Below are 15832 nucleotides of genomic sequence, written 5' to 3' on the forward strand. Positions count from 1 at the left end.
CCCTAGACTGTCGGTCCAGGAGCGAATTCGCCGGTCGGGATGCACTTCGCGGGACACATGATGAAGGGTGCGGGGGTTGACGACTGCGACCGCAATGCTCGGTGTGCACATGACCGGATCGGAATGGTTCGGAGCCACACCGGGTGGACTCAACCGGTATTTCACCGATCTGTATCGAGCTATGGCCCGGCAACCGCAGGTGGCGGTCACCGCGTCGGCCTTCGGCACGCCCGATGTACCGGGCGCGGGCTCGTGGGGGCCCACGGGCGGCTCGACCCTGCGGCGTGCCCGCACGGCCCTGCTCGCGCGCTCCGACCTCGCCTCCGGCACCGTCGTGGACCGGCACTTCTGCCTCTACGGCCCCGTCGCGCGCACCGCCACCTCGACGCTGCCCCTGGTGGTCCACTTCCACGGACCCTGGGCGCAGGAGAGCGCGATGGCGGGCGAATCCGACCGGGTCGTGCGCGCCAAATACCTCTTCGAACGGCTGCGCTATCGCGGCGCCGACCGGTTCGTCGTGCTCTCGACGGTCTTCCGGGACGTGCTCGAGCGTGACTACCACGTGCCCGCCGACCGCATCTCGATCATTCCCCCCGGCGTCGACCTCGACCGGTTCCAGGTGGCGCCCCTCGACACCGCCGCGCCGACCCGCACCGTGCTGTGTGTGCGCAGGCTCGAGCGACGCATGGGCATCGACGTGCTGCTCCAGGCCTGGCCGAAGGTCCTGGCCGCGCATCCCGACGCCCGCCTGGTCGTGGTCGGCACCGGTACCGCCGAGGCCGATCTGCGCGCGCAAGCGGCTCGGTTCCCCGGCACCGTCGAGTTCACCGGGCGCGTCGGTGACGAGCGTCTCACCGAGCTCTACGCCGAGGCCGCCGTCTCCGTGGTTCCGACCGTCGCGCTCGAGGGCTTCGGCCTGATCGCCCTGGAATCCCTCGCGGCCGGGCGCGCGCCGATCGTCACCGACTGCGGCGGCCTGCCCGACGCGGTGCGCGGCCTCGACCCGAGCCTGATCGTGCCCGCGGGCGAACCCGACGCCCTGGCCACCCGACTGGTGTCCGCGCTCGACGGCACCGTCCCCGACCCGGCCGCCTGCCGCGCGCACGCGGAAACCTTCACCTGGGATGCCGCCGCGGCCCGGCACGCGGACCTGTATCGGACCCTGCGATGACCAGAGCCGTGTTCCTCGCCCACACCGCCGCACCGTCGGGAGCCGAGCTGGCAACCCTGCGGCTACTCGACGCGTTGCGCGCGACCGGGCGCTACGAGGTCACCATGATCTACACCGAGGACGGGCCGATGGTGGCCCGCACGCGCGAGCGCGGCATCGACACCGACATCGTGTCGGGACAGTTCGATTCGCGCGCGATGCGCATCGGCACCGGCATCCTCGGCCTGCTCACCGGCTTCCTCGCGCTGCTGCGACTGGGGTGGAATGTCGGTGCGGCCGTGCGGGACTCCCGCGCCGACGTGGTCGTCGCCGAGAGCACCAAGGCCCTGGTCCTGGGTTCGGTCGCGGCCCGACGGGCCCGGGTTCCGCTGGTCTGGCAGGTGCACGACCGCGTCTCCCCCGACTACTTCGGCAGGCTGCCCGCCCTGGCGATTCGCTGCCTCGCGCGCCTGATGTGCCGGGGACAACTGGCCAACAGCCGCGCGACCGCCGCCACCCTGCCGACCGGGCTACCCACCGCGATCGCCTACCCGGGCGTGGAACTGCCTGCGACACAAGCCGATCCGCGCACGCGGCCCGCCGCCGAGGCGGTCGTGGTCGTGGTCGGTCGACTCAGCCCGTGGAAGGGCCAGGATGTCTTCCTGCGCGCGATCGCCGCGCTCGACCAGCGGCCCGCCCGCGTCGTCCTGGTCGGCGGCACCTTCTTCGGCGAGGAACCGTATCGGGCGGAACTGGAGAAGCTCGCCGCCGAACTGGGCGTGGCCGCGGAGTTCACCGGCCACGTCGACGACCCGAGCGAGTACCTGAACACCGCCGACATCCTCGTGCACTGCTCGGTGCTGCCCGAACCGTTCGGCCAGGTCGTGGTCGAGGGCATGGCGGCGGGCTGCGCGGTGATCGCCGCCACCCCCGGCGGTCCCGCCGAGATCATCGAGACCGGCGTGCACGGGCTGCTCGTGCCCGGTGGCGACACCGCCGCCCTCACCACCGCCCTCGACACCCTGCTGCACGACCCCGCCACCCGGGTGCGCCTCGCCACGGCGGGACGCGCGCGGGCCCGCGATTTCGACATCCACACCGGGGCGCGCGTCGTCGCCGACTTCCTCGACACCGTGGTGACCCGCGGTGACTGAGCACGACCGCTATCTGGCCACCGTCACCACCGACGTCTTCCCGCACGTGCAGGCGATGCCGCGCGAACCCGGTGCGCATCGGCACCCCGACAACGAACGCGGGGGCGGCGGGGGCGGCAAGCACGTCAAGTCCAGTCCGCTGGCCGTGCTGCGCGACATCGGGTTCGTCAGCTTCGGCAAGTACGGGCAGTACCTGGTCACCTTCATCACCGTCCCGCTGATCGCGCGCGTGCTCGGCGCGCATGGACTCGGCCTGTTGGCGATGGCGATGTCGGCCTACTTCATCGGCTCGCTGATCGTCGACCTCGGCATCACCTCGTTCATGGCCGCGCGCCTGCCCGAAGCCGAGGAGAACCAGGGCCCCGGCCCCCGGTTCGCGGTGATCAACCAGTTGCGCGGGGACTACCTCGCGGTGCGCGTCACCCTGCTGCTGGTCCTCGGGCTCGCCCTCGGCGCCGGCCTGCTGCTGCGCGTGCCCGAGCCGGTGCAGATGATCCTGCTCGGCCTGTTCGCCGGCGGGTTCTGGTCGATGTCGGAGGACTGGGTCCTGATCGGGCAGGGCCGCTTCGGCGCGTCCACGCTCTACCAGGGCATCGGCCGACTCGGCTACCTGGCGCTGCTGCTGGGCGTGCTGCCGCGCTTCCCCAGCGCCCAGGTGGCGGTGCTGTGCCTGCTGGTGTCCTCCGCGCCCACGGTCGTGGCCACCTGGATCGACACCTCCCGCCACTACGGGCGACCCTCGCGACCGCGCGAGGTCGGCGCGCTGGTGCGCACGGGCGCGCCGGTCTTCGCCTCGCGCCTGCTGATCACCACCTACGGCCAGGGCGCCGCCGCGATCTACTCGGTGGTGCTCAACGCCGCCGCGCTCGGCCTGTACTCGGCGGGCGATCGCCTGGTGCGGGCGTTGCAATCACTGCTCGACCCGATCGGTTTCGCGCTGCTGCCGCGCATGGCGCGACGCAGCGGCGACGGCACCTTCTGGCGCGACAGCATGCGCGTGCTCGCGGCGTGCGTCGGCCTGGCCGCGCTGGTGAGCGCCATGGTGTGGGTGAGCGCACCCCTGCTCATCGACGTGATCTTCGGCACCGAATTCCACGGCGCCACCGCGCTGTTGCGGATCGAGATCCTGATCCTGCCCGCGACCACGATCACCTCGTTCATCACCACCGCCATCCTGCCGGTGCGCCAGGACACCTTCGGGGTACTCACCGGCGCGGTGATCGGCACCGTCATCGCGGCCTGCGCACTGGGCCTGACCTTCCACACCCGCTCGGTCCACACCCTCGTCTACGGCAGCGTGCTGGTCGAATACAGCGTCGCCGCTTGGTATCTCGCGCGCGTCAGGATGCTGGTCCTGCGCGATCGGCACAGCAAGGAACTGCTCGCATGAGAATTCTGTTCATCGGTGACGACTGGGTCGGCAGCAACGCGCGCTCGCTGGCCGACGGCTTCCGTCAGGCCGGGCACGAGGTGCTCGTCGTGGACTCGACCGCGATCACCCTGCCCACCCGTTTGTCGCCGCCGTGGGTGTACGCCAAAGCCCGTGGTGAGCGGGCGCCGTGGCAGGTGCGCGCTTTACACGAGCGGATCGAACGTAGCGCCGCGGCCTTCGCGCCCGATATGGTTTTCGTGTTCAAGGGAATCCATCTCGACCAGCGCAGGCTGCTCGATCTGCCGGCCGCGCTGCACGTGCATTACAGCGCCGACGATGTGGCCAACCCCGAGAACCTCACCGACGCCTACCTCGCGCACGAGTCCGAGTGGGACCTGGTGCTCACCACCAAACGCCACAACGTCCCCGAGTTGCGCGCGCGGGGCGCGCGCGCCGTCGGTTTCGTGCGCAGCGCCTACGACCCCGCCTGGCATCACCCCACCGCCCGCCGCGACGGCCGCGACTTCCTCGTCGGCTTCATCGGGGTGTGCCGACCCGACCGCCGCGACGCGATGGTCGCGCTGGCGAAGCGCTATGGCGAGCGCATGCTGGTGCGCGGTCCCGGCTGGCGTCGCGTGCCCGAACTGCGCGCCACCGGCGCCCAGGTCGGCGGCGCGGTCTACGGGGCGCAGTACTCGGCCGCGATCGCCCAGATCGGGGCCAACCTGGTGCTGCTCAACTCCGACAACCGCGACACCCACACCTGCCGCACCTTCGAGGTGCCCGCGGCCGGTGGGCTGTTCGTGGGCGAGCGCACCGACGAACACGCCGAACTCCTCGACGACACCACCGAGTGCTTCCTGTTCTCCGACACCGACGAGCTGCACGAGATCCTCGATCGCTGCGCGGCCGAACCGGACCGGGTCGCCGCGGTGGCCGCCGCCGGGCACCGCCGGGTCGTCGCCGACGGGCACCGCTATGTGGATCGGGCGCGCGAGATCGTGGCGCTGGCGCGGGAGGTCCGATCCTGACCGGCTACCCGACCGTCTACGCCGTCGCCGCCGCGCTGCTCGTCATCGTGGTGGCCGCCCTGTGGGTGCCCGGCGTCGCGCGGGTGTTCCTGATCGCCCAGGCCGCGTTCTGGTCGCTGTCGTATGTGGCGCGCCCGCTGGTGCTGCTCAGCGTGCGACCCGACCCGCACTTCGGTGACAACGTGCCCGATCCCCGGCTGGCCGATCTCGGCTACGACCGTGGCATCGCGATGGCCATGCAGCACGTGGTGTTCGGGCTGTGGGTCTACGCGGCGCTGGTCGTGGCCTATGCGATCTGGTCGCATCGGCGCCCGCTGCGCCGCCCGGCCGTGCTCGACGATCCCGATTTCGTGCCCGCGCTGATCGCGCTCTACGCCCTGGGCATGGTCGGTCGACTCGCGGGCAAGGCCTCCGGCTCGGCCGGCACCGCGGGCGAGGTCGACAGCGCCAACCCGATGTTGGCCTTCCTCGCCGTGCCCGCCTCGATCGCGGCGCTGGGCCTGATCATCTTCCTGCGCCTGCCCGATCCCCGACGCTCCGCGCTCGTGCTGGCCGCGCTGCTCGGCGGCGAACTGTGGTGGTCCTCGGTGGTGCAGTCCAAGACCCCGATCCTGGGCGCCGCGCTGGCCCTGGCCATCCGGTTCTCGATGATCGGCTGGAACAAGCGCACCGCCCTCGGCGTCGCGGGCATCGGCGTGGTGGGCGTGATCGGCTTCAGCTGGTTGCAGTCGTTCAAGTCCACCGGGCACGCCGAGCGCGATGTGGCCTCCGTCGACGCGATCTACCCGGACAACGTGCAGCCGTTCCTGAGCATCCTGCGCCGGTTCGACCTGCTCGAGGCCGCGACCGACGCGCTGTTCTACGGGCCGGGCGGGTGGCTGGAACCCAGTGAGGTGCTCCAGCACGCCAGCCTGAGTCTGATTCCGGCGCCGCTGCTGGGCATCGAGAAGTTCCAGTCCGGCACGGCGTGGGCGAACGAGGTGCGCGGCGCCTCGGTGGACATGAGCACCGTCACGGTCTCACTCGCCGAGGGCAACTTCAACGAGGGCTATGTGCTCGGCGGCTACGTCGGCGTGGTCGTCTGCGCGCTGTTCACGTTCGCGCTGCTGGTGGCGTGGTCGCACTCGTTGTATTCGCGGTGGTTCCCGATCGTCGTGCTCGGCCTGGCGATCACCGGCGCCTCGACGCTGTTCGAGCGCGGCATTCTCGGCAGTCTCGAGAATCTCGGGAAGTTCTTGCAAACCGCCGTCCTGGCGTGGCTGGTGTATCTGGTGGTCGAAGAGTTCCGACGCACCGAATCATGTGTGGTATCAGGGGAAATGGAGTCCCAGCGATGGGTTTGATCGATATGTGGCGCATCGTGCGACAGCGATGGTTACTGATTCTCGCGGTCGCGCTGGTGTGCACGGGGGCCGCCGCGGCGTACGCGCAGACCATCCCGAGCACCTACTCGGCGTCGAGTTCGATGTATGTCTCGATGGCGACCGGCACCTCGGTGAACGACTCGTACCAGGGTGGACTGGCCGCGCAGCAGCGCGTGCGCTCCTACCTGGATCTGGCGTCCTCGACGACGGTGGCCGCGCGCGTGGTCGACGAGAAGGGTCTGAAGGTCACCCCGGAGCAGATGCGCGCCAAGATCACCGCGAGCTCGCCGCCGGCGACCTCGGTCATCGTGATCACCGTCGAGGATTCCACCGCGACCGGCGCCCGCGACCTCACCGATTCCGCGGTGGCCCAGTTCCGTCGCCTGGTCGACGAGCTCGAGTCCATCCAGCGCGACGCCGCCCCGGCGGCGCGGGTCGCGGCGGTCGACCGCGCCGAGGTGCCCTCGGGCCCGCTCGGCCCGCCACCGAGCCGGATCGTGCTGCTCGGTCTGATCGCCGGCCTGGCGCTCGGTGCCGGCGCGGCGCTGCTGCGGGAACGCACCGACCGCTCGCTGCGCACCCCCGACGCGGTGGCCGCGGCGCTGCCCGTGCCCGTGCTGGGAGTGATCGACGCGGGTCAACCCGGTGCCGCCGGGGAGACGCGCCGGTTGCGCGGCCGACTGCTGCAACACGATTCGGCCAAGTCCGTGCAGCTCACCAGCCTCTCACCGAAGTCCGAACCCGATGTGGCGATGGCGCTGGCCCGTTCGCTGGCCGACAGCGAGCACCACGTCGTGCTCGTCGACGCCGACACCAGCGGCGGCGGCAGCACCGCGTTCATCACCAGCGAAAGCCCCGGCCTGGCCGCGGTGCTGCGCGGCGGCCTGCCCGTGGCCAAGGCGCTCACGCCCTGGTCGGAGACCGGGATCGCGTTCCTGCCGCTGGGCGCCGCCGACGACAAGACCGCCGATCTGATCGCGTCGGGACGCTTCGCCGAACTGCTGACCGACCTGACCTCGCGGTTCGACCACGTCATCATCGAGACCGCACCGGTCACCGTCGCCGCCGACGCGATCGGGGTGGCGCCGCTGTGTGACGCCACCGTCGGCGTCGTCGAACTCGGCGCGCTGTCCGGGCCCGGCCTGCGCGGTGCGGTCGCGACCCTCGGCGCCGCGCGGCTCACCGGCGCGGTCGTCTACACCCGCCCGTCGGCCGCACTGGCCCGATTCCTGGAGCGACTGCCGATATGAGCGAAGAGTCGGTGGGTCGGCGGCGTCTGCTCGCCGCCACCTTCGGTGCGGCGGCGGTGCTGTCGCTGGCCGCGGCGTGTGCCGCCGAACCGGACCCGGGCGCGGAGTTCCGGTCGCCGAATGTCAGTGACGCGCCCGCCTCGCGCAATGTGCGCGACTTCGGCGCGGTCGGTGACGGCAAGGCCGACGACACCGCGGCCGTCGCCGCGGCCATGGCCGCCGGGGACCGGCCCGCGATCGTGTACTTCCCCGCGGGCACCTATCGCGTCCGGTCGTGGCCGCAGATGTCGGACTACACCACGATTCTCGGTGACGGCGGCGACGCGAGCATCGTGCTCTGCGAGGAGGACATCACCCTGATCCGCCTCGAGAACCGCAACCGAATTCGGTTCTCGCGCATCGGTTTCTTCCTCACCGGCCCGCGCGCGACCGGTTTCGTGCTCACCGAGTGCTTCCGCTGTTCGTTCGACAGCGTCGTGATCCGCGGCAATCACCTCAGCGGCAACCATCCCCGGTATCTGGCCCAGCGCGGCGTGGTACTCAATCGCAATACCGGCGGCACCGCGTTCATCAACTGCGACATCAACAATTTCGGGATCGGCCTGGAAACGCACTGCATCCAGAACTACGTCACCTCCTCGAAGTTCACCAGCAACTACGTGGGTGTGCTCGGCACCGGCAACGACCACAACGCCGGATTGGCGCTGACCAACACCGAATTCGTCTCCGACCTCGATCCGCGCACCACCGATCGACACCTGATGATCGACGGCGCGGCCAACGACTGGTGGCTGACCAATATCTGGTTCGAGGGCGCCGACATGGCGGTCTCGGTCGGCACCAGGGGCAAGGGCGGACCCTCCCAGTTCGGCATGGTCAACTGCAAGGTCGCGGCCCGCTCGGTCGCGATCGACCTCGTGCACTGCAGGCAGCCCTACCTGGCCAACGTGATCTTCGACAAGGAGACCGAGCAGCCGCCCACCGAGTTGCGGATCGACCCCGTCGGTTGCCCCGAGGGCACCGCGATCAACCTGATCTCCGGCACCGCCGAGGACCTGCGGATGGGGGTGTTCCCCGACGGCTGGCAGGTCATCGGGCGCGGCGGGATGCGCACGTCCCGGTTCACCGGCACGGTGGTCACCAGGGCGGGCCAGGGCGACGCGGACCTGTTCCAGGCCCAGGCCAATACCGGCGCGGTCCGTTCGGCCGTGTTGTCCAGCGGGGCTTGGCTTTCCGATCACGCCGAGGCCGGGGTGGTGCTCAAGGATCCCGCCGGCGGCTACTGGCGCCTGCTGGTCGACACCGACGGCACGCTGCGCACCGCGCCGCTGGGTAAGCAGCGACCCAGACAATGAGCGCCTCCTACGCCTCGCTGCGCCTTGGCCCCGTCCGTGTGGACGGGGTCACGGCGCTGCTGCGGCCGCCGAGGTTCGACGACTTCGACGCGTGGCGGCGCCTGCGCCTGCGCGATCGCGACGAGCTCGAACCGTTCTGGTTCAGCTCCCCGCTCACCTGGGACCAGCGGCATTCGCGCGCGCAGTGGGTGCGCGAATGTCTCGCTGCGGCCAGCGAAGCCGCGGCAGGCCGACGCATCGGCACCGTCCTCGAGATCGACGGACAGTTCGCCGGACAGATCGAACTCGTCGGCATCGACCCGCGCACCCGCGCCGCGGAACTGAGCGTGTGGGTCGACGCGGAGGTCGGTCGACGCGGGGTCACCGGGCTCGCGGGAGCGATGCTGCTCGACTTCGCCTTCGCCGAGGCGAGCCTGGAACGGGTCACGGCGCCGGTCGCGGTGACCAATGTCGACGCGCGCCGCGCGGTGCGCAAGTACTGGGCGCGCGAGGCGGTGCTGACCCGCTACTTCGATGTCGGCGGCCGACGCATCGACCACGAACTGTGGGCGTTGACCCGTGATCGCCTGCCCGAGGGCGGCCTGGTCGCGGAGTTGCTGGCCGCGCACCCCGGTGCGACGCGGACCTCGGTCCCGGCACCGGCGCCGGTCCGTGGCCGCCCGATTCCCCGGACGACCGTGCTGTGCGTGCGGGCCCGCCAGCTCCTGGGCCGGGTGCGCCACCTCGCCGACCCCCTGCGCGGATCACGACCGATCTCGGTGTACGACGACAAGCAGCACGTGACCGTACGGTCTTGGCGCCCACGGGATTTCCTGCACGACACCGAGCACCCGACAGCCGGAACCGCCCTGCCCACGACATCCTCGGTGGCGGCCGCTCGGCGCCGACGCACGCCGCGCGCCTGGTGGTGCGGCGCGCTCGCCTCCCGCGCGGGCCTGCGCAGTTCACACGGACTGGTCTTCACCGTCGAACACGAGGGCCGCCGCGTCGGCACCTGCCGCCTGTTCGACCAGGACATGTTCGATCGCAATGTGCGTGCGGCGGTGGCGATTTCGCCGGCGACCGATCCCGCGATCGCGGCCACCGCCCTGCGGATGTTGATCGCGCACGCCACCGAGCAACTCGGCATCTGGCGGGTGGCGCTGACGGTGCCGACCAGCGACCGGACCGGCGCGGCGGTGGCCATGTCGGCCGGGTTGCACCACGAGGGCACCCTGCACCGATTCCGTGGCAGCGACGGCACGTTCACCGATCACGACCTGTGGGCGTTCAGTACCGCACCGGACCACGTAACCGCCGACACCGGAGGGGCACTCCCATGACCGACCACCACGGTTTCGACCGCAGCAACGCGCTCCAGGCCCGCCTGCACGACCTGGTCCCCGGCGGCGCGCACACCTACGCCCGTGGCGCCGACCAGTACCCCGACGCCATGGCCCCGATCCTGGTGCGCGGCAAGGGCGCGCAGGTGTGGGACGTCGACGGCAACCGCTACGTCGAATACGGGATGGGTCTGCGCGCGGTCACCCTCGGCCACGCCTACGCCCCGGTCCTGGCCGCGGTCACCGAGACCATCGCCGACGGGGTCAGCTTCAGCAGGCCCACCGAGCTCGAACTGCTTGCCGCGCAGGACTTCCTGGACCTGGTTCCCGGCGCCGACATGGTCAAGTTCGCCAAGAACGGCTCCGATGCCACCACCGGCGCCGTGCGCCTGGCGCGCGCGGTCACCGGTCGCGCCACCATCGCCATCTGCGATCAGCCGTTCTTCTCCGTCGACGACTGGTTCATCGGCACCACCGACATGGCCGGGGGCATTCCGGCCGTCGACACGGTGAAGTTCCCGTACAACGACCTCGACGCCCTCGAGGCGACCCTGGCGGGCGCGACCGTGGCGGCGGTGTTCATGGAGGCCGCGACCGCGATGGCCGAACCGCTGCCCGGATATCTGGAAGGTGTTCGGGCGCTGTGTGATCGGTTCGGCACGCTGCTGGTGTTCGACGAGATGATCACCGGCTTCCGCTGGTCCGCCGGTGGCGCGCAGGCCGTGTACGGGGTGCGGCCGGACCTGTCGTGCTGGGGCAAGGCGATGGGCAACGGGTTCCCGATCTCCGCGCTCGCGGGCAAGCGCGAGTACATGGAGCGCGGCGGCCTGCGCACCGAGGACGACCGCGTGTTCCTGCTCTCCACCACGCACGGCCCCGAAACCTCCGCGCTGGCGGCGTTTCGCGCCGTGGTGGCGGCCTACCGCACCGAGGACCCGGTAGCCCGGATGGAGAAGGCGGGCCAGAGCCTGGCCGACGGGGTGAACGCGATCGCCGACGACCTCGGCCTCGCCGATTTCCTCCAGGTGCGCGGCAGGCCCTCGTGTCTGATCTACCGCACCCTGGACGCCGAAGGTGCTCCCTCGCAAGCCTTTCGGACCCTGTTCCTCCAGGAACTGTTGGTTCGCGGCGTGCTCGGCCAGTCCTTCGTGACCTCCGCCGCGCACGACGCGGACGCCATCACCGCCACCATCGACGCCTGCGCCGAGGCGGCCGAGATCTACCGCCGCGCGATCGCGCGCGGCACCGTCGACGGGCTGCTGCGCGGCCGCCCGGTCGCCCCCGCTCTGCGCCGGACCGCGGCGCCCCGACAGATCGAAGCGAGTACCCGCCGATGACCCGAATCGCGATCGTCCACGAACGTTTCACCGAGTTCGGCGGCTCCGAGGCCGTCGTCGGCGAATTCGTCGAAACCTGGCCCGACGCCCAGGTTTTCGCCCCGATCGTCGCCCCCGGCGGGGTCCGCGAGCCGGTGCGCGAGGTCCACGACACCTGGCTGAGCAAGGCGCACGCGCGCACCGGCGGCAGGCACGCCCCCCTGCTGCCGCTGGTCCCGCGCGAACTGCGCCGCCTGCCGTTGCGCGACTTCGACGCCGTCGTGATCAGCCATCACGCGTTCGCCACCCAGGCCGCGCTGGCCACCGACGCCCCGGTCGTGGCGTATGTGCACAGCCCGGCCCGCTGGGCCTGGGACCGCGAGTTCCGCGCCCAGGAGGCGGGCGGTCGCGCCGGCCAGCTCGCCCTGGCGGCGCTGGGCACCCTGGCCAAGCGCGGCGAACTGCGCGCCGTGCCGAAACTGACCCACGTGGTGGCCAATTCGCACGCCGTCGCCGAGCGCGTCACCGACTGGTGGGGTCTGCCCGCCTCGGTGATCAACCCGCCGGTGCAGGTCAGCCGCTTCACCCCGGACGCGTCGGTGCCGCGCGAGGACTTCTTCCTGTGCGCGGGCAGGCTGGTGCCCTACAAGCGCGCCGATCTCGCCATCCGCGCCGCACAGCGCGCCGGGGTGCGCCTGGTCGTGCTCGGCGAGGGCCGCTTCCGCGCCCAGCTCGAAGAAATCGCGGGCACGGAGACGACGTTCCTCGGCGCCACCTCCGGCGAGATGCTGCTGGACATGTACCGCCGCTGCCAGGCCCTGCTCATGCCCGGCATCGAGGACTTCGGCATCGTGCCGGTGGAGGCGATGGCGTGCGGCACCCCGGTGCTCGCGGTCGGCGCGGGCGGATCCCTGGACACCGTGCGCCCCGGCGTCACCGGCGAGTACGTCCCGGCCGGTTCCGATGACGAGGTCGTGGCCGCGCTGGCCGAGGTGATGCGCGAATTCCGGAGCGCCGCCTACGATCCCGCGAAGATCCGCGATCACGCCGACACCTTCGCCCCCGAGGTGTTCCGCGCGAAGATGGCCGCCACCGTCGCCGACGTGGTGCGCGGCCGGTAGCGACAAGTTGTCTGACACTCACGGTTACTGAAAGTTGCTGTCACACATACCCTTTGACCTGCGCAGACAGGTGATGAGTCCCACACGGCGACCTGGCGCTATCCGCTTGCCGGACAAGGTTACTGGCGAGTACGGTTAGCGCAGCCGGGACGACGACGTGCCCGGTTTCTCTCCGGCGATATCGTCGCCGGATTCCAACCGTTGATTTCGCATCCACTGCCGCATGCCGATCACTGTTGCGCGACACCGTGTTTCGAGATTTTCAGGAGGGGCGATGGTTTCCTACATCGTGACAGGCGGTACCGGATTTCTGGGTCGGCGAGTGGTGCGGGGGCTGCTCGCGGCCGACCCCACCGCGATCGTGCACGTGCTGGTGCGCGCCGAATCGCTGGCCAAGTTCACCGCCCACAACGACCGACAGCCCGACAGCGACCGCGTCTTCGCGCTGGTCGGCGACCTGACCGCCGCGGGTCTCGGCCTGGCCGACGGCGCCCCGCGCGCCGATCACGTGCTGCACCTGGGCGCGGTCTACGACATGACCGCCGACGAGGCGAGCGCCCACGCGGCCAATGTCGCGGGCACCCGCTCGGTGATCGAGCTGGCCCGCGGCCTCGACGCCACCCTGCACCACGTGTCCTCGGTGGCGGTGGCCGGTGATCATCGCGGCAAGTTCTTCGAGGAGGATTTCGACCTCGGCCAGAACCTGACCTCGCCGTATCACCGCACCAAGTTCGCCGCCGAGAAGCTCGTGCGCGAGGCCGCCGACCTGCGGTGGCGGGTGTATCGCCCGGCCATCATCGTCGGGGACTCGCGCACCGGCGAGATGGACAAGATCGACGGCCCCTACTACTTCTTCTCGGCCATCTCCTCGCTGTCCGCGCTGCCGGCCGAACTGCCGCTGCCGCTGCCCGATCTGGGCGCCACCAATGTGGTGCCGGTCGACTACGTGGCCGCGGCGATGGTGCGCCTGGTCCGCCGAGAAGGCTTGGACGGCAGGACATTCCACCTGGTCAACCCGCGCCCGCAACCGTTCGGCGAGATCTACCGGGCCCTGGCCACGGCGGCGGGCGGCCCCGTCGGCATCGGCACCGTGCCCGGCAGCGCGCGGGCCCTGAGCGGGCTCGGCCACGTTCCCGGCGCGCACGCGGTGCGTGACTTCCTGTTCGAGCAGGCCGGCATTCCGGCCGCGGTGGCACCGCACGTCGGTTTCACCGCCGAGTTCGTCTCCGAGTCGACCCGGGCACTGCTGTCCGGGCTCACCGTGCCCGCCTTCGACACCTACGCCGAGCGCCTGTGGGAGTTCTGGCGCGCCAATCTCGACCCGAACCGGGGTCGGCCCGCCGCGAACGCACCCCAGCTCGCGGGCCGCACCGTGCTCATCACCGGGGCCTCCTCGGGGATCGGGCTGGCCACCGCGCACGCCGTCGCCCGGCGCGGGGCGATCGTGCTGATGGTCGCCCGTGGCGTCGACGACCTCACGGCCGCAGCGCAATCCGTGCGCGCCGATGGCGGCACCGCGTTCGCCTACCCCTGCGACATCACCGATGCCGAGTCGGTGGATCTGCTGGTCAAGGCGGTGCTCACCGAGCACGGCCACGTCGACTACCTGATCAACAACGCGGGCCGCTCGATCCGCCGGTCGGTGGCCAACTCGGTGGATCGCATGCACGACTTCGAACGCACCATGGCCGTCAACTACTTCGGCGCGGTGCGGTTGATCCTGGGCCTGCTGCCGTCGATGCGCGAACGGCACTTCGGCCACATCGTCAACATCTCCTCGATCGCCGTGCAGACCAAGGTCCCCCGCTTCGCCGCCTACGCCGCCAGCAAGTCCGCGCTGGACAACTTCAGCGAGATCGCCGCGGTCGAGAACCGTGGCGACGGAGTCAGTTTCACCTCCATCAGGATGCCGCTGGTGCGCACCCCGATGATCGCCCCCACCGATATCTACCGTTCCCTGCCCCTGCCCGATCCCGCGCGCGCCGCCGATATCGTCGTCCGCGCGCTGCTCGAGCGCCCCGATCGCATCGACACTCCCGTCGGCACCTTCTCCCAGGCCGTCGAGATGCTGCTGCCCTCGCTCAAGCGCACGATCATGCACACCGGCTTCCGCCTGTTCGGGGAATCGACTGCGGCCCAAGGCAAGTCGTCCGAGTCGGCTACAGCATCGGCCGAGCCGGCGCGCAACGCGCTGACCTTCATGGCCCCGGTGCTGACCCCGCTCATGGTCATGCCGGGTTCGGCCGCCCGGATGAGCCGCGTGCTGCCCGGCGTGCACTGGTAGGCACGACGACACCGGCCGGTCACGATGTCGTCGTGACCGGCCGGTTCGCGGGTGCGCGTCCTACAGCCGCGCGCCCACCTGATTCGTGGCGGCGGTGAAGGACCACTGGTAGGTGCCGTGCGCGGCGGGGAAGATCCCGCCCGCGCAGACCGGATCGCCCGCGGCGCAATAGTTCGCGGTGCGGTCGGCGTACCACGGCTGGACGGTACCCCCGACCAGGCGCAGCGGATCACCGAACAGCAGCACCGCCACGACCCGCCACGACACCTCCGGCGGCAGCACCCACATGCCGGGCAGCAGCATCATCGCGTGCGTGCCGAGCACCCCGTGGGTCACCGCCGCGCCCTGCGAGTAGCCGACCAGCACGAACCGCTGGTCCGGGCAGGCGGCGGCCTGGGCGAGCACATGCGTGGTCATGGCCCTGGTACCGTCGCTGACCGAGCTGGGCACCAGCAGGTCGGCCGGATACTCGACACGGTGGGCGCTGGTGCGCACCGGTAGCTGCGAGCTCAGCGCCGCGTAGAGCGGGTCGCCGATGACGGCTCCCAGATATCCGGGTTCGTGTGTGCCACGGGCGATCACGACGTCGATGGCGGCGCAGTTCTGCGCCATCGCCGCCGGGGACATCACTGTCCCGATTCCCGCGCTCAGTAGCAACACCGACAGCGCTCGCGCGGTCTGCCTTGCGACGATACGAACTACCTTCCGATAGGTCACGGTGACCACCTACCCTTCTCACGCCGTTGTGAGGAATGGAGAAAGAGCTTTCGCTCAGTGGTGGAATACCCGTCGACCTGGTAGTTCACGGCACACGATCAGCATCGGCTGCGCCACGTTTGCGTCTCGAATCGCCTGTGGCACAACGCCACCCGCGTCGTCAGTGCTTCTTGGACTTCTTCTTGTACTTGGGCTTGTCGTGGTCGGGCTCCCACTCGTAGCCCGCCACGCCACGCTCGCAGTAGGAGTCGGCCACGTGCACGTCGCCGATGTCGCGCTCGCACCAGCGCGACTTGGAACACGAGGTGGCGCCGAGGCCGGCCACGACCGCGAGGGTCAACACGGCGGCGCCGGTGCGGGTACGGACGTTCATGGTGGTCACAGCCCTTTCACGGG

The 15832-nt window shown here is 70.7% G+C and carries 13 protein-coding genes; 11 read left to right on the plus strand and 2 right to left on the minus strand.

Annotated features, from left to right (window positions below):
- Nucleotides 1-109: 109 nt before the first annotated feature.
- The 11 genes from ACFP3H_RS06280 to ACFP3H_RS06330 all read left to right on the plus strand — a co-directional run bounded on the left by ACFP3H_RS06280 (nt 110) and on the right by ACFP3H_RS06330 (nt 14719).
- A complete protein-coding gene (locus ACFP3H_RS06280) occupies nt 110-1171 on the plus strand; it encodes a glycosyltransferase family 4 protein (RefSeq protein ID WP_378600846.1) in 1062 nt (353 codons plus the stop codon).
- Nucleotides 1168-2304 carry a glycosyltransferase family 4 protein gene (locus ACFP3H_RS06285; protein WP_378600849.1) on the plus strand — a complete coding sequence of 379 codons (1137 nt, stop codon included), beginning with the start codon at nt 1168-1170 and terminating at the stop codon, nt 2302-2304. Before ACFP3H_RS06280 ends, ACFP3H_RS06285 begins: the two co-directional genes overlap by 4 nt.
- Nucleotides 2297-3694 (plus strand): lipopolysaccharide biosynthesis protein, encoded by a 1398-nt coding sequence (locus ACFP3H_RS06290; RefSeq protein WP_378600852.1) that lies wholly within the window; start codon nt 2297-2299, stop codon nt 3692-3694. Before ACFP3H_RS06285 ends, ACFP3H_RS06290 begins: the two co-directional genes overlap by 8 nt.
- Nucleotides 3691-4707 (plus strand): CgeB family protein, encoded by a 1017-nt coding sequence (locus ACFP3H_RS06295; RefSeq protein WP_378600855.1) that lies wholly within the window; start codon nt 3691-3693, stop codon nt 4705-4707. The genes ACFP3H_RS06290 and ACFP3H_RS06295 overlap by 4 nt, the downstream gene beginning before the upstream one ends.
- A 47-nt stretch (nt 4708-4754) precedes the next feature.
- Nucleotides 4755-6050 (plus strand): hypothetical protein, encoded by a 1296-nt coding sequence (locus tag ACFP3H_RS06300; RefSeq protein WP_378600858.1) that lies wholly within the window; start codon nt 4755-4757, stop codon nt 6048-6050.
- Nucleotides 6041-7321: a Wzz/FepE/Etk N-terminal domain-containing protein gene (locus ACFP3H_RS06305; RefSeq protein ID WP_378600861.1), complete on the plus strand. Its 1281-nt coding sequence runs from the start codon at nt 6041-6043 to the stop codon at nt 7319-7321. The genes ACFP3H_RS06300 and ACFP3H_RS06305 overlap by 10 nt, the downstream gene beginning before the upstream one ends.
- Complete coding sequence (locus ACFP3H_RS06310; protein WP_378600864.1) at nt 7318-8676, plus strand: glycosyl hydrolase family 28-related protein; 1359 nt, start codon at nt 7318-7320, stop codon at nt 8674-8676. Before ACFP3H_RS06305 ends, ACFP3H_RS06310 begins: the two co-directional genes overlap by 4 nt.
- Entirely contained in the window at nt 8673-9998 is a 1326-nt protein-coding gene (locus tag ACFP3H_RS06315) for a GNAT family N-acetyltransferase (protein WP_378600867.1), read from the plus strand. Before ACFP3H_RS06310 ends, ACFP3H_RS06315 begins: the two co-directional genes overlap by 4 nt.
- Nucleotides 9995-11335 (plus strand): glutamate-1-semialdehyde 2,1-aminomutase, encoded by a 1341-nt coding sequence (locus ACFP3H_RS06320; protein ID WP_378600870.1) that lies wholly within the window; start codon nt 9995-9997, stop codon nt 11333-11335. Before ACFP3H_RS06315 ends, ACFP3H_RS06320 begins: the two co-directional genes overlap by 4 nt.
- On the plus strand, nt 11332-12435 hold the full coding sequence (locus ACFP3H_RS06325) for a glycosyltransferase (protein ID WP_378600873.1): 1104 nt from the start codon (nt 11332-11334) through the stop codon (nt 12433-12435). The genes ACFP3H_RS06320 and ACFP3H_RS06325 overlap by 4 nt, the downstream gene beginning before the upstream one ends.
- A 274-nt stretch (nt 12436-12709) precedes the next feature.
- A complete protein-coding gene (locus ACFP3H_RS06330) occupies nt 12710-14719 on the plus strand; it encodes an SDR family oxidoreductase (RefSeq protein ID WP_378600876.1) in 2010 nt (669 codons plus the stop codon).
- A 60-nt stretch (nt 14720-14779) separates the two neighbouring features.
- Here the strand turns inward: ACFP3H_RS06330 and ACFP3H_RS06335 are convergent, their stop codons facing one another.
- Both ACFP3H_RS06335 and ACFP3H_RS06340 read right to left on the minus strand, forming a co-directional pair.
- Entirely contained in the window at nt 14780-15436 is a 657-nt protein-coding gene (locus ACFP3H_RS06335; RefSeq protein WP_378600879.1) for a cutinase family protein, read from the minus strand.
- 160 nt (nt 15437-15596) lie between these two features.
- Nucleotides 15597-15809 carry a hypothetical protein gene (locus ACFP3H_RS06340; protein WP_378600882.1) on the minus strand — a complete coding sequence of 71 codons (213 nt, stop codon included), beginning with the start codon at nt 15807-15809 and terminating at the stop codon, nt 15597-15599.
- Nucleotides 15810-15832 lie beyond the last annotated feature (23 nt).

This window comes from Nocardia lasii, assembly GCF_042658545.1.
GTDB classification, from domain to species: Bacteria; Actinomycetota; Actinomycetes; order Mycobacteriales; family Mycobacteriaceae; genus Nocardia; species Nocardia lasii.